The organism is Micromonospora sp. WMMD812, assembly GCF_027497215.1.
In the GTDB taxonomy this organism is placed as follows: domain Bacteria; phylum Actinomycetota; class Actinomycetes; order Mycobacteriales; family Micromonosporaceae; genus Micromonospora.
On record NZ_CP114904.1, the window covers coordinates 6,374,652 to 6,387,649 of the forward strand.

A 12,998-nucleotide genomic window follows, 5' to 3' on the forward strand; every position below is an offset into this window, starting at 1 on the left:
CAACCGGGAGCAGGCCCACGAATCGGGCAGGACTGCACTTCTCTAACAGCCTAAGGGAGTCGACGTAGTCCGATCGGTCAGTTGGTCATGAGCGTTCGGTCGAGAGTTGGTGGGACGCGGCGCCGTCGGCCTTGGCCAGGAGGTCGCGGAAGCGGGCCGCGCCACGCACCGGGGACGACCATCCGGAGGACATCTCGACCAGCCGGGTCTCGGGTCGCTCCAACCAGGACAGGATCCGTTCGGATTCCTCTGCCGAGGCGCGGGGGACCGGGCCGTGCCCGGGTGGGACCGTCTCGGCGGTCGCCCGGATGGCGGCCAGCGTCGGTCGCGGATGGACACCGGGCGGGGACACCCCGGCGCCGGCCAGCCGGCCGTGCCGGACCAGCGCCAGCTCCCAGCCGCCCCGGGCGGCGGGCCGGGCCGCGGCCAGCTCGGCGATCCCGGCGAGCGCGGCCAGCCGCTGCATCCGCACCGAGGCCCGCAGCACCGCGGCCAGCCGGGAGCGGACCACCGCCGCCTCCTCGTAGCGCTGGTCACGGGAGAGCACCTCGATCCGGGCCAACAGCGCGTCCACCACCACCTGCGGGTCGTGCGAGGTCGCGGTGCGGAACGGCGCGCTCGCGCGGTCGTCGTACTCCTCGGGGGTGATCCGGTGCTCGCAGGGTGCCGCGCAGCGACCCAGCTCGGCCAGCGCGCAGGCCGGCGTGACGGTGCGCAGGGAGAGCCGGTGGGTGCACTGTCGCAGCGGCACCGCGTCGTGGAAGCCCGCCGCGGCCAGCTCGGCCGCCCGGCGGGATGTGAACGGGCCGAGGTAGGACCGGTCGGCGGGGGAGATGCCGCGGACCACGGACAGCCGGGGGTAGTGCTCGTCGGTGAGCTTGAGCCAGACCATCCGCTCCGGGTACTTCGACCGCCGGTTGTACGGCGGGGCGTGCGCCGCGATCAGGCGCAGCTCGCGGACCTCGGCCTCCAACGAGTGCGCGCACTCCACCGCCTCGACCCGCTCGGCCGCGGCGAGCATCTCGGAGATCCTGGCGCGCTTCTCGGCCGCGGTGAAGTAGCTGCGCACCCGGGTGGCGATGTCGCCGGAGGTGCCCACGTAGAGCGGACGGTCGTCGGCGGCCCGGAAGATGTAGACCCCCGGGGACTTCGGCAGCCCCTCGGCCAGGTGCCGCTTGCGGCGCTGGGTGGGCGTCACCGCCCGGGCGAACTCGATGGCGTCGCCGATGCTCTCCACCCGGTGCCCGCCGAGGCGGGCGATCAGCCCGTGCAGCACGTCCACGGTGGCCTTGGCGTCGTCCAGCGCGCGGTGGGTCGGCTGGGTGGCGGTGCGGAAGTAGGCCGCCAGGGTGCCGAGCTTGCGGTTGGGCACCTCGTCGCGGGTCAGCACCCGGCGGGCCAGCGCGGCCGTGTCCAGCACCCGCGGGTTGGGCCAGCGGTAGCCGTGCCGGGCGCAGGCCGCCTTGAGGAAACCCACGTCGTAGGGCGCGTTGTGCGCCACCAGCACGGCGTCGGCGATGAACTCCAGGAAGCTCGGCAGCACCTGCTCGATCGGTGGCGCCGGGACCAGCATGGCCTGGGTGATGCCGGTCAGCACGGTGATGAACGGCGGGATCGGCTGCCCCGGGTTGACCAGGGTGGCGAGCACGCCCAGCTGCTCGCCGCCGCGCACCTTGACCGCGCCGATCTCGGTGATCCCGCCACCGTCCGGAGCGCCGCCGGTGGTCTCCAGGTCGACGACGACGAACGTGGTCGCGTAGAGCGGCAGGGCCGGGTCGATCCCGCCGCCCACGGTGGGGTCGAGACCGGCCAGCGCCTGCTGGACGTACTCCGCCTGTGCCATCCGCGGCACGCTAGCGTCCCGGTCCGACACTCCCGTCCCAGCCGCCCCACTGGTTGTCACGGGGCTAGGATGAGAGATCGGCTCACTCACCGGGCGGTGAGCCCGGTCGCGGTGGGAGACTTGCCACATGCCCCTCACCGAGCCGTACGACGACCACCTCCCGTCGGAGGACCAGGTCGCCGCCGCGCGCGACGCCGGTGAGCTCGGCGGGGCCGCCGTGGGTGATCCGGAGTCCAGGGTCCCGGCCGCCGCCCCCGCCGTCGGTCCCGACGCGGACGACGTGGCCCGTGACCCGGACGATGGCACCGCGGCCGAGGCGGAGCCCGTCCTGCCCGAGCCGGTGCGGCAGCGGATCGTGGCGCTCACCGCCACGGTGCTGCCCGGCCTCCCCGCCGACGAGGTCCCGGTGCCGCTGCGCCGGGTGGCCAAGTTCGCCCCCAACCGCCGCGCCCGGCTGGGCGCCCCGGCGATCGCCGCGCAGCTCACCGCCGATCCGCTCTTCCGGCAGCGGGTCACCGCCCGGGTGCTGGCCGACGCCGGCGACCTCGGCGCGGCCGTGGTGGAGGGCACGGCGCCGGCCGTCGCCGACCCGGTCGAGGTGGCCGCGCTGGCCTACCTGGCCCGGCCGCGCGGCTGGCGGGAGCTGATCGAGGCGAGCGGCGCCGCGGTCCGCGCCGAGGCGGACAGCGCGGTCGTCGCCGAGCTGGTCCGCGAGGCCGAGCAGCGCGCCACCCGGGCCGAGCACGACCGGGCGGTGGCCCGGGTCGAGGCGGAGAAGCTCCGCGACGAGCTGGCCCGGGTCCGTGAGGAGCTCGGCCAGCTGCGCGAGGAGTCCCGGCAGCTGGCCCGGTCGCTGCGGGAGACCCAGGCCCGGGAGCGCCGGGCCAACGAGCTGCTCGCCACCGAGCGCGGCCGGGCGGCCCGGTCGGCCGCCGACACCGACGCCGAGCTGCGGCGGGCCCGGGCCCGACTGGCCGAGGCGGAGGCGGCGGCGGGCGTGGCCCGGGCCAGCGCCAAGGAGGCGCGCTCGGTCGACGACGCCCGGCTGTGGCTGCTGCTGGAGACGATCGGCCAGGCCGCCGTCGGGCTGCGCCGGGAGTTGGCCCTCGACCCGGTGGAGAAGCTGCCGGCCGACTTCGTGGCCGACGCGTTCACCGACCAGTCCGTGGCCACCGGTGCCGGCGCCGCCACCCAGGCCCGGGACACCGACGACCCGGCCCGGCTGGACCAGCTGCTCGCGCTGCCCCGCGCGCACCTGGTGGTGGACGGCTACAACGTCACCAAGCGGGGCTTCGGCGAGATGTCGCTGGAGCAGCAGCGCAAGCGCCTGATCACCGGGCTGGGCGGGATCGCCGCGCAGACCGGCGACGAGGTCACCGTGGTCTTCGACGGGGCGGAGCGGATCCACGGGCTGCCGCCCGCGCCGCGCGGCGTGCGGGTGCTCTTCTCCCGCAAGGGCGAGACCGCCGACGAGCTGATCCGTCGCCTGGTCCGCGCCGAGCCGCCGGGCCGGCCGGTGGTGGTGGTCTCCTCCGACCGGGAGGTCGCCGACGGGGTACGCCGGCACGGCGCGTACCCGCTCGGTGCCGACTCGCTGCTGCGCCGGCTGGCGCGCTCCTGATCTCCCGTCCCGGGGCCGTCCGCCGGGCGGCTCCTGGTGGGAAATGATCCCTCCGAGGACGTCTTCGCCCCAAGACCGCTGTTGGTCACCCGTGGGCCGTTTTGTCGTACGTCGGGGCTAGCGTCGGGATGACCGACGGTGGTCGGGGCGCGACTCTGGTCGCGCCCCGGTCGCCGCCCACGCTTCCCGGGAGGCGACATGCTCATCGACTGCGACCGGTGCGGCAACCGGGGTGCCGGCTGTTCCGGCTGCCTGGTGACCGCGCTGCTCGACGACCGGTCCCCGGCCGCCGACCTCGGCGCCGCCGAGCACCGGGCGATCGAGGTGTTCGCCCGGGCGGGCTTCGAGGTGGAGGTGCTGTCCACGCCCCGGCGACCCGCAGACCGGCCCCGACCGGCCCGCCGCCCGCGAGTGGCCTGAGCATCCCCGCCCGGTGACCGGTTCCGCCGCCGCTCACGGCGATCAACGCCGAGCGACGGGCGCGGCGCGCCCACCGCGCCACGCGTACCGCCCGGCGCGGGCGTCGGGCACCGCCGCCGCGGTCGGGGCGGCGGGCCATAGGATGGGCGCTCACAGCGGGAGGAGCGGCGGCATGACGCGGGTACGGCGGCGCGGGAGCGGGCGCCCGCGCGACGGGGTGTCCGGATGACCCCGCGCGGCTGGGCGCTGGTGACCCTGGCCGGGTTGGCCGTCGCGCTGGTCGTCACCGCGGCGCTGTTGATTCCCTGGCACCGTCCGCCGGCGCCTCGCGCCGACCAGCTCGCCGCGCTGCGCGACCTCCCCGCCGACCAGGTGGCCCGGGGCCGGGAGTTCCGCGCCGCGCTGCGCCCGGGCGGCTACGCCGCGCTCGCCGTCGGCCTGCTGGTCGCCCTGGTGCTGGGGCTGACGCCGCTCGGCAGCCGGCTGGTCGAGCTGGCCGGCCGGCCGTTCGGCGGGCACTGGGCCGCCCAGGCGGTGCTCGGCGGGCTGGCCGTGGTGCTCGTCGCCGACCTGGTCACCCTCCCGTTCGCCGCCTGGCGCCACGCCGTGCTCACCCGCTACGGGCTGAGCACCAACGGCTGGACCGGCTGGGCCGTCGACCTGCTCAAGTCGTACGCGGTGAGCGCGGTGATCGGCGCGGTGGCGTTGTTCGGCTTCTACGCCGTCATCCGGCTCGCGCCCCGCTGGTGGTGGGCGTTCGGCGCGGCCGGGGCGGCCGGGCTGGTGGTGCTGCTCTCCTTCATCCTGCCGGTGCTGGTGGAGCCGGTGTTCAACCGGTTCACCCCGATGGAGCCCGGGCCGCTGCGCACCGAGCTGATGGCGATGGCGGCCCGCGACGGCGTGCCGGTGCGGGACGTGCTGGTCGCCGACGCGTCCCGGCGCACCCGGGCGGTCAACGCGTACGTCTCGGGGATCGGGCCGACCCGGCGGGTGGTGGTCTACGACACGCTGCTGCGTCAGGCGCCCCCGGCCGAGGTGACCGCGGTGGTGGCGCACGAGTTGGGGCACGCCCGGGACCGGGACGTCACGGTCGGCACGCTGACCGGCGCGCTGGGCGCCGCCGCGGCGGTGGTCGCGCTCTACCTGATCGGCTCGTGGGCCCCGCTGCTGCGGCTGGCCGGCGTCGACTCGGTGGCCCAACCGCGCGCGTTCCCGCTGCTCGTCGCGCTGGTCACGGTGGTCGGGCTGGTCGCCGCGCCGGTCCAGGCCCTGATCTCCCGCCGGGTGGAGGCGCGCGCCGACGCGCACGCGCTGACCCTGACCGGCGACCCGGCCGCGTTCGAGTCGATGCAGCGACGGCTGTCCTCGGTCAACCTCTCCGACCCCGACCCACCCCGCTGGGAGTACCTCTACTCCGCCAGCCACCCGTCCACGGTCGAGCGGATGGCCGCCGCCCGCGCCTACGCCAGGGAGGCCGGCAGATGAGCCGGACGCTACTGATCACGAACGACTTTCCGCCTCGTCCGGGCGGGATCCAGTCCTTCGTGCACAACCTCGCGGCGCGCCAGCCCTCCGGCTCCATGGTGGTCTACGCGTCGAGCTGGCGAGGCGCGGACAAGTTCGACGCCGACCAGCCGTTCGAGGTGGTCCGGGAGCGCACCCGGATCCTCCTGCCCACCCCGCTGGTGGCCCGGCGGGCCGCCCGGCTGGCCCGGGCGTACGACTGCGACACCGTCTGGTTCGGCGCGGCCGCCCCGCTCGGGTTGCTCGCCGCCGGGCTGCGTCGTCGGGCCGGGATCCGGCGGGTGGTGGCGCAGACGCACGGGCACGAGATCGGCTGGGCGGCGCTGCCGGGTGCCCGGGCCGCGCTGCGCCGGATCGGTCGCGGCGTCGACGTGACCACCTACCTGGGCGAGTACACGCGGACCCGGCTGGACCGGGCGCTGCACGGGCTGACCGAGCTGCACCGGCTGGCGCCCGGGGTCGACGTGGACACCTACCACCCGTCCGTCGACGGCGAGCCGGTGCGGGTGCGGCTCGGGCTGGCCGACCGGCCGGTCGTGGTCTGCGTGTCCCGACTGGTGCCGCGCAAGGGTCAGGACATGCTGATCCGGGCGATGCCGGAGATCCGCCGCCGGGTGCCCGACGCCGCGCTGCTCGTCGTCGGCGGCGGGCCGTACCGGACGGCGCTGGAGAAGCTGGCCCGGCAGACCGGCGTGGAACGGGACGTGGTCTTCACCGGGTCGGTGCCGTCGGCCGAGCTGCCCGCGCACTACGCGGCGGGTGACGTCTATGCGATGCCGTGCCGCACCCGCAACCGGGGCCTCGACGTGGAAGGGCTCGGCATCGTCTACCTGGAGGCGTCCGCGACCGGCCTGCCGGTGGTCGCCGGAGACTCCGGGGGCGCTCCCGACGCGGTCCGCGAGGGGGAGACCGGCTACGTGGTCCGCGGCCGGGACGTCGCCCAGCTCGCCGACCGGGTGTCCCGGCTGCTCGCCGACCGGGACCTCGCCCGCCAGTTCGGTGCCACCGGGCGGGCCTGGGTGGAGCGGGAGTGGCGCTGGGAGACCCAGGCGCAGCGGATGGCGGCCCTGCTCGCCGGCTGAGCATCCGCCCGCCGCCGGCCCTGCGGCGGCGCCGTGCCCCCGGCGCGACGGGCCGACCGGAGCGCGGCCCGGGTCAGGCGGCCAGGGTCGCGCGCTGCGGGGCGTACCGGGGGACGTACTCCTGGCCGGTCAGCCGCTGGATCGCCGCCATCACCTCGTCGGTGATCTCCCGGATGTCCCGCGGTCCCTGAACGCGACCGGCGACCAGGATCGGCGGGCCGAACCGCAGCGTCACCGGGTGCCGGCGGGGCAGGCGGGCGTCGATGGGGAGCACCTCGGCGGTGCCGAGCACGCCGACCGGGATGATCGGGACCTCCGCGTCCCGGGCCAGCCGGACCACCCCGGTGCGGCCCCGGTGCAGCCGCCCGTCGGGCGAGCGGGTGCCCTCCGGGTAGACGGCGACCAGGCCGCCGGCGCGCAGCACCGGCACCGCGGCGTCGAACGCGGCGAGCACGGCCCGGCCGCCGGCGCGCTCCACCCGGATGGCGCCCATGCCGCTGACGATGCGCCGGCTGAGCCAGCCGCGCGGGCCCCGGCCGGAGAAGTACTCGGACTTGGCCCAGAAGGCGACGTGCCGGGGGGTGGCGGTGGCAAGGAACAGCTCGTCGGCCACCGAGAGGTGGTTGCCGGCGAGGATCGCGCCGCCGTGCCGGGGCACGTGCTCCAGCCCTTCCACGCGGGGGCGCCAGCCCAGCCGCAGGGCGGTGCCGACGGTCAGCTTGCTGAGGTCGTACAGCAGGGGCACGGTTCCTCCCAGGGGGACGGGGATGGGCCGAGGTGGGCTTCCAGCGCGGCCCGCAGCAGCGCCTCGTCGTCGGCGCCGGTCGCCAGTTGGAGGCTGCCCCAGGCCCACAGCTGGGCGATGCCGTGCAGGTTGGCCCAGAGCGCGCCGGCGAGCACCGGGGCGGCGGCGTCGGCCGGCCGGCGTACCCGCGCGACCAGGTCGACCAGCAGGGTGAACAGGGGCAGGCTGCTGTCCCGCAGCCCGAGCCGGCCGCTGTTGAGCAGGTCGTGCCGGAACATCAGCTCGAACATGCCGCGGTGCGCGGCGGCGTAGTCGAGGTAGGCGCGGCCGAGCGCGACGAGTTGGGCGCGCGGGTCCGGCGCGGCGTCGCGCACCGTGTCGGCGACCCGGGCGGCGAGATCGGCGTAGCCCTGGCGGGCGATCGCGGAGAGCAGGTCGAGGTGGGTGGGGAAGTACCGGCGCGGCGCGCCGTGGGAGACGCCGGCGCGGCGGGCGATCTCCCGCAGGGAGACCGCGGACAGTCCTTCGTGGAGCACCAGGTCCACCCCGGCGGCGACCAGCCGCGACCGGACGTCCGCCTCGCGCTCGCTCATAGACACTGTCTACCAGGAATTCGTAGACACTGTCTACGGCTCAGCCGATGCGCTCCAGGATCCGCTCCGCGGAGGCCGGCCGACCGAAGTGCCAGCCCTGGCCGGCGTCGCAGCCGATCGCCCGCAGCCGTTCGGCCTGCCCGGCGGTCTCCACCCCCTCGGCGGTCACCGTGAGGTCCAGCGCGTGCGCGAGGGACACCAGCGACGCGAGGATCCGCTCGTCGGTGCGGCTGGCCGGCTCCGCCGCCGGGGCGCGCAACCCGGCCACGAACTCACCGGCCACCTTCAGCTCGGTGACCGGGAGGTCCCGCAGGTAGGCGAGGTTGCTGTAGCCGGTGCCGAAGTCGTCGATGGCGATCCGTACGCCCAGGTCGGCGAGGACCCGCAGGGCCCGCGCCGGCTCCTCGGTGGTGCTCATCATGGTGCTCTCGGTGATCTCCAGCTGGAGCCGGTCCGGCGGGAGCCCGGTGCGCTGCAACAGGCCGCGCACCTCCTGCACCAGGCCGGGCCGGTGCACCTGGCGCACGGCCAGGTTGACGCTGACGAAGGGCGCCGGCACGACCCCCGCCGACCAGCGCTCCGCCTCCCGGCACGCCTCGGCCAGCACCCACCCACCCAGCGGCACGATCAGCCCGGTCTCCTCGGCCAGCCCGATGAAGCTGTCCGGCCGCAGCACCCCCAGCTCCGGGTGGCGCCACCGGACCAGCGCCTCCACGCCGAGCAGGGCGCCGTCGCGCAGCGAGGTCAGTGGTTGGTACTCCAGGTAGAACTCGCCCCGCTCCAGGGCGGCCGGGATGGCCGCGGAGAGCGCGTACCGGGCCAGCTCCCGCCGGTTGCGGTCGGCGTCGTAGACCTCCCAGCGCGCCCCGCCGGCGGCCTTCGCCCAGTGCAGGGTGCTGTCGGCGGCCCGCATCAGGTCCCCCGGGGTGGTGCCGGCGACCGTCCGGTCCACGATCCCGATGCTCGCCGTGACGCTCAGCTCGTGACCGTCCACGACGGCCGGTTCGCGGACCGCCGCCAGGGCAGTGTCGGCCACCGCGACCATGTCGTCGGTGCCACCCGTCCGCTCGACCAGGACGACGAACTCGTCGCCGCCGAGCCGGGCCACCAGATGCCCGTCGAGGGCGTGGCGGAGCCGGCTGGCCACCATGGTGAGCAGCCGGTCGCCGACCTGGTGCCCGAGCGAGTCGTTGACCACCTTGAACCGGTCCAGGTCGAGAAAGCAGAGCCCGATCCGCTCCGCTCCCCGGCCCGGCTCGTTGAGCGCGGCGGCGAGCCGCTCGGTGAAGAGGGTCCGATTGGGCAGGTCGGTGAGCGGGTCGTGGGTGGCCTGGTGGCGGAAGCGCGCCTCGCTGGCCCGCAACGCGCGCTCCGCCTGGGTGCGGGCCGTCATCGCGGCCCGGCGGATCGACTCCTGCTCGTCGAGGGTGCGGTCGCGCAGCGCCCGGGCGTACCCGGTGGCCACCGCGGCCAGCAGCCGGGCCATCCGGTCCTCGACGTCGTCGGCGACGAGGCCCAGGTCCCGAACCAGCCGGAGCTGGACGACCTCGACGGTGCGGCCGAGCCCCTCGGCCGAGGCGATGTGGTTGGCGACCAGCTCGGCGCCGACCCGGTAACCGGGCCGCAGGTCGAACGGCTCGGTCAGCAGCGCGCCGGCCAGCTGCTCGGTGAGCCGTTGCAGCAGCGCCTCCAACTGGGCCTGGGGCATCGGCAGGTAGCTCGTGCCGGAGACCGCCTTGGCCCAGGCGCGGGCGAACGTCCCGGGCGGGGACGCCACCCGCGTCGCCGCGGGCGACTCATCCACCGAGCCGCCCGACGCCGCCCATGAAGACGGCCCGCTCGGCGTCCTCCGCGCTGTCCGGCGACTCCGGGCGCCACTGCGGCACCCAGACGACGCCCGGCTCCACCAGCTCGAACCCGTCGAAGAGGGCGGTCAGCTCGGCGCGGCCGCGCACCCACAGTGGATTGTCCGTGCGCCGGTACACCCGCTCCGCCTCGGCGCGCTCGTCCTCGCTGCGGCCGTCGTCGCTGGCCTGGGACAGCACCAGGAAGCTCCCGGGCGCCAACGCCTCGCGCAGGGTACGCAGGATCTCGGCCGGCCGGTCGTCGTCGGAGACGAAGTGCAGCACCGCCACGACCATCACCGCGACCGGCTGGTCGAAGTCGAGCAGCCGGCGTACGTCCGGGTGGGCGAGGATCCGCTCCGGGTTGCGCAGGTCCTCCTGCACCACGGCGGCCCGGTCGGTGCCGGCCAGGATCTCCCGGCTGTGCTCCACCGCCACCGGGTCGACGTCCACGTAGACCACCCGCGACTCCGGGGCGGCGAGCTGGGCGATCTCGTGCACGTTGCCGACGGTCGGGATGCCCGAGCCGATGTCGAGGAACTGGCGGACGCCCGCCTCGACGAGGAACTGCACGGCCCGGCGGAGGAACGCCCGGTTGGCCTGGGCCATCAGCGGCGCCTCCGGCACCGCGGCGACCATCGCCTGGGCGGCGGCCCGGTCGGCGGCGAAGTTGTGCGAGCCGCCGAGGTAGTAGTCGTACATGCGGGCGACGCTCGGGCGTTCGATGTCGATGGTCTCGGGTGCCCAGTCCGGCCGCTGCATGCCTCACCCCTCGTGCCGACGCGCGGGCGCCGTCGCCCACGGACCACCGCGGTATTCTGCCCCTCCGAGGGCCCGGGTGACCATAGCGCGTCAGCGTGACGGCGCGAACGTCGGTCGATGCGCGAGATCCGCGCCGGCCGCCGGCCGGCGCGGATCTCGCGTCATGGGTCTCGTCCCGGGACGGGACGGATCAGAACTTCGGGGCGTCCGGGGCCTCGAGCAGGCCGAGCCGCAGCGCGGTCATCAGCGCCTGGGCCCGGTTGGCCGCACCCAGCTTCTCGTAGAGCTTCGAGATGTGGGTCTTGGCGGTGGACTCGCTGACGAAGAGCTGCTTGGCGATCCCGGCAACGCTCATGCCGTCGGCGAGCAGCCGCAGCACCTGACCCTCGCGCGGGGAGAGCTGCGGGCCGGACGGGGCCAGCCGCCGCTTCATCGCCTCGGCCAGGTCGGCCGCCGTGAACGCGCTGGGGGAGGAGGCGGCGTGCCGGGCGGCGGCGACCACCTCGTCGGCCGGCGCGGTCTTCGGCACGAAGGCACTGGCCCCGGCCTCCAGAGCGCCGAAGAGCTGATCGTCGCCGGCGTACATGGTGAGCACCACGATGCCCATCGACGCGCTGGACTTGCGCAGCGCGCGAGTGGCCTCGAGGCCGCTGCCGTCGGGGAGCCGCAGATCCATGATCACCACGTCCGGCTGCAGCGCACCCGCCTGGCGTACCCCCTCCGCGGCCGTGGCGGCCTCACCGACGACCTCGAACTGCCGGTCGCGCTCGAACGCGTGCCGCAGGCCCTTCCGGATCAGGTCGTGATCGTCGACAAGGAGGACCTTGGTACGGGTGGCCGGTGTCGGACTTGTGGTCATCCTCGGGTTACTCCCCTTCTGCTGCTGCGCTACCGCGCACGTTATCGCGCCGGGGCGAGGTGCCGAGAACCACCGCCACGGTCGTGCCGCTCGGTTGCCGGGGTCGGATCTCCAACCGGCCCCGGATACGTTCCGCCCTCTCGGCCATGATCGCAAGACCGTACCGCCCATCGGGGCGCTGGTCAGCGATCCCCTGACCGTCATCCGACACTTCTATTTGCGCGTACGGCGGGTCGACCTCACACGTGACCCACAGATTGGACGCCCCGGCGTGCTTGCGCGCGTTCGTCACCGCCTCCTGGGCGATGCGCAGCAACTCGGCCTCGGTGGCCGCGGGGAGCCGGGCGGTGGACTCGTCCAGCGACAGGTGCACCCGCAGCCCGCCGGACGCGCCGACGGTGCGGGCGTACTCGGCGATCGCGGCGGCCAGGCCGCCGTGCCGGTCGACCTCGCTGCGCAGCTCGAACAGGCTCAGCCGCAGCTCGGTGATCACCCGGGTCACCTCGCCGCGCAGGGTGCGCAGCGCCTCCGCGGTCTCCTCGGCGTCGTCGAAGACGGTGGCCATGGCGTTGTCGATGCCGTAGCCCACCATCACCAGCTCCTGGGCCACCCCGTCGTGGATCTCCCGGGCCAGCCGCTGCCGCTCCTCGTTGGTCGCCAGCGAGCGCACCTCGTCGAACAGGAGCGCGGCCTCCAGCCGCAGCGTGGCCGGGCCGGTCAGCGCGGTCACCCGGGACACCACCGGCGGCGGGTAGGCGTGCGCCGCGTCGGCCTCCAGCACCACGAGGCCGACCGTACGGACCCCGGCGACCAGCGGCACGATCAGCGCGGACACGTCGCCGCCGCGGTGCGAGCGGGCCTGCGAGCGGGCGGCGGTCTGCGGCTGCTGGCTGGCCCACGCGTCGGCGATCGCCGAGTCCGCGTCGAGCGTGGTCTCCCAGTCCACCCGGTCGACCCCGACCTGGGCGAGCACGACGAGCCGGCCCCCGCCGCTGGCCGAGAGCACGGCGGCCCGGCCGCTCGGTGCGACGGTACGCAGCTCCTCTAGCAGATGCTCGGAGATGCCGCCCGGGTCCAGGGTCGCCCCGGGCAGCTGCCGGGCGACCGTGCGCAGCTGGGTCAGCAGCCGCGTCGCCTCGGCGTACGGCTGGGGCTTGCCCTCCCCCCGCGCCGCCATCACCCGGTGCAGGGTGCGCGCCGCGTACAGGCCGAGGGCGGCCAGGATCAGCCACTGCGCGCAGACCGCCAGGTAGCCCGGCTGGGCGAGCTGCCGCCCGCCGTCGACCTCGGTCAGCGCGCCGCTGAGCAGCAGGGTGGCCGCGGCGACCCCGAGCAGGGCGGCGCCCTCCCGGAACCGCCGGCGCAGTGCCGTGACCGTCACCGGCACCGCCAGGTACGGCAGCACCGCCGACGCGCCGAGGCCGTCGATCGAGCCGCCGACCAGCGACACGGCCGCGACCTGGCTCGCGGCCAGCCCCAGCACGACCACCTCGGCGACCCGGCTGAGCGGGCCGATCAGCCGGTGCTGCGTCGCCAGCAGGGCGGGCAGCCCGGCGATCGCCAGCAACGCGATCCACCAGAGCTGGGCCGCGTCACGGGTCGCGAACAGGGTGAGCACGGCGACCAGCGCCAGCATCACCACTCGCGCGGCCGTGGCGAGGGGATGCGGTTGAGGTCGGGCGGGTGTCGAGGCGGGCACGTGACG

The 12,998-nt window shown here is 75.6% G+C and carries 11 protein-coding genes; 4 read left to right on the forward strand and 7 right to left on the reverse strand.

Annotated elements, in window-relative coordinates:
* Positions 1-85: 85 nt before the first annotated feature.
* The gene (locus O7603_RS29540) at positions 86-1,843 is read right to left on the reverse strand and encodes a DEDD exonuclease domain-containing protein (protein ID WP_281572993.1); all 1,758 of its coding nucleotides are present in this window, start codon (positions 1,841-1,843) and stop codon (positions 86-88) included.
* A gap of 127 nt (positions 1,844-1,970) precedes the next feature.
* Between O7603_RS29540 and O7603_RS29545 the strand changes: the two genes are divergently transcribed.
* The 4 genes from O7603_RS29545 (at position 1,971) to O7603_RS29560 (ending at position 6,490) form a co-directional block, all read left to right on the forward strand.
* Positions 1,971-3,464, forward strand: coding sequence for an NYN domain-containing protein (locus O7603_RS29545; protein ID WP_281572994.1), 1,494 nt, complete (start codon positions 1,971-1,973; stop codon positions 3,462-3,464).
* 198 nt (positions 3,465-3,662) lie between these two features.
* On the forward strand, positions 3,663-3,884 hold the full coding sequence (locus O7603_RS29550; protein ID WP_281572995.1) for a hypothetical protein: 222 nt from the start codon (positions 3,663-3,665) through the stop codon (positions 3,882-3,884).
* Positions 3,885-4,109: 225 nt separating this feature from the next.
* Positions 4,110-5,369: a M48 family metallopeptidase gene (locus O7603_RS29555; protein ID WP_281572996.1), complete on the forward strand. Its 1,260-nt coding sequence runs from the start codon at positions 4,110-4,112 to the stop codon at positions 5,367-5,369.
* A complete protein-coding gene (locus O7603_RS29560; protein ID WP_281572997.1) occupies positions 5,366-6,490 on the forward strand; it encodes a glycosyltransferase family 4 protein in 1,125 nt (374 codons plus the stop codon). Before O7603_RS29555 ends, O7603_RS29560 begins: the two co-directional genes overlap by 4 nt.
* Before the next feature lie 73 nt (positions 6,491-6,563).
* On the opposite strand, the gene O7603_RS29565 is transcribed toward O7603_RS29560, so the two are convergent.
* The 6 genes from O7603_RS29565 to O7603_RS29590 form a co-directional block, all read right to left on the reverse strand.
* Positions 6,564-7,235, reverse strand: a complete 672-nt coding sequence (locus tag O7603_RS29565; RefSeq protein ID WP_281572998.1) for a lysophospholipid acyltransferase family protein — start codon at positions 7,233-7,235, stop codon at positions 6,564-6,566.
* On the reverse strand, positions 7,205-7,828 hold the full coding sequence (locus O7603_RS29570; RefSeq protein ID WP_281572999.1) for a TetR/AcrR family transcriptional regulator: 624 nt from the start codon (positions 7,826-7,828) through the stop codon (positions 7,205-7,207). The genes O7603_RS29565 and O7603_RS29570 overlap by 31 nt, the downstream gene beginning before the upstream one ends.
* Positions 7,829-7,868: 40 nt before the next feature.
* Positions 7,869-9,536, reverse strand: a complete 1,668-nt coding sequence (locus O7603_RS29575; protein WP_281576862.1) for a bifunctional diguanylate cyclase/phosphodiesterase — start codon at positions 9,534-9,536, stop codon at positions 7,869-7,871.
* An 88-nt stretch (positions 9,537-9,624) separates the two neighbouring features.
* Positions 9,625-10,434 carry an SAM-dependent methyltransferase gene (locus O7603_RS29580; RefSeq protein WP_281573000.1) on the reverse strand — a complete coding sequence of 270 codons (810 nt, stop codon included), beginning with the start codon at positions 10,432-10,434 and terminating at the stop codon, positions 9,625-9,627.
* 190 nt (positions 10,435-10,624) lie between these two features.
* The gene (locus tag O7603_RS29585; RefSeq protein WP_007072219.1) at positions 10,625-11,293 is read right to left on the reverse strand and encodes a response regulator transcription factor; all 669 of its coding nucleotides are present in this window, start codon (positions 11,291-11,293) and stop codon (positions 10,625-10,627) included.
* A 7-nt stretch (positions 11,294-11,300) separates the two neighbouring features.
* Complete coding sequence (locus tag O7603_RS29590) at positions 11,301-12,992, reverse strand: GAF domain-containing sensor histidine kinase (RefSeq protein ID WP_281573001.1); 1,692 nt, start codon at positions 12,990-12,992, stop codon at positions 11,301-11,303.
* Between the last annotated feature and the right edge of the window lie 6 nt (positions 12,993-12,998).